This is a genomic window from Nonomuraea sp. PA05 (genome assembly GCF_008086045.1).
In the GTDB taxonomy this organism is placed as follows: domain Bacteria; phylum Actinomycetota; class Actinomycetes; order Streptosporangiales; family Streptosporangiaceae; genus Nonomuraea; species Nonomuraea monospora.
The window spans coordinates 1-298 of sequence record NZ_VSEY01000126.1 but is presented as its reverse complement, the minus strand read 5'-3'; the positions used below and the strand labels follow the sequence as shown (position 1 = coordinate 298).

Annotated in this window: 1 protein-coding gene; it reads right to left on the bottom strand. The window is 73.5% G+C overall.

Features of this window, described 5'->3' with window-relative positions; all coding sequences use genetic code 11:
• On the bottom strand, positions 1 to 298 hold a 298-nt coding region (locus FXF51_RS60320; RefSeq protein WP_148443847.1), incomplete at both ends, for an HAD family hydrolase.

The window sequence follows — 298 nt, the reverse complement described above, 5'->3', positions numbered from 1 at the left end:
GCGGGCCTCGCGGGCGATGGCCCGGCCGATCGGATGCTCCGAGGCCTGCTCCAGCGCCCCGGCCAGCCGCAACACCAGCCCCCGATCCTCCCCGGCGGCCAGATGCACCCCGGTCACGCTCATCCGGCCCTCGGTCACCGTGCCGGTCTTGTCCAGCACCACCGTGTCGACCCGCCGGGTCGACTCCAGCACCTCCGGCCCCTTGATCAAAATACCCAGCTGCGCCCCCCGCCCGGTCCCCACCAGCAACGCGGTCGGCGTGGCCAGCCCCAGCGCACACGGGCACGCGATGATCAAC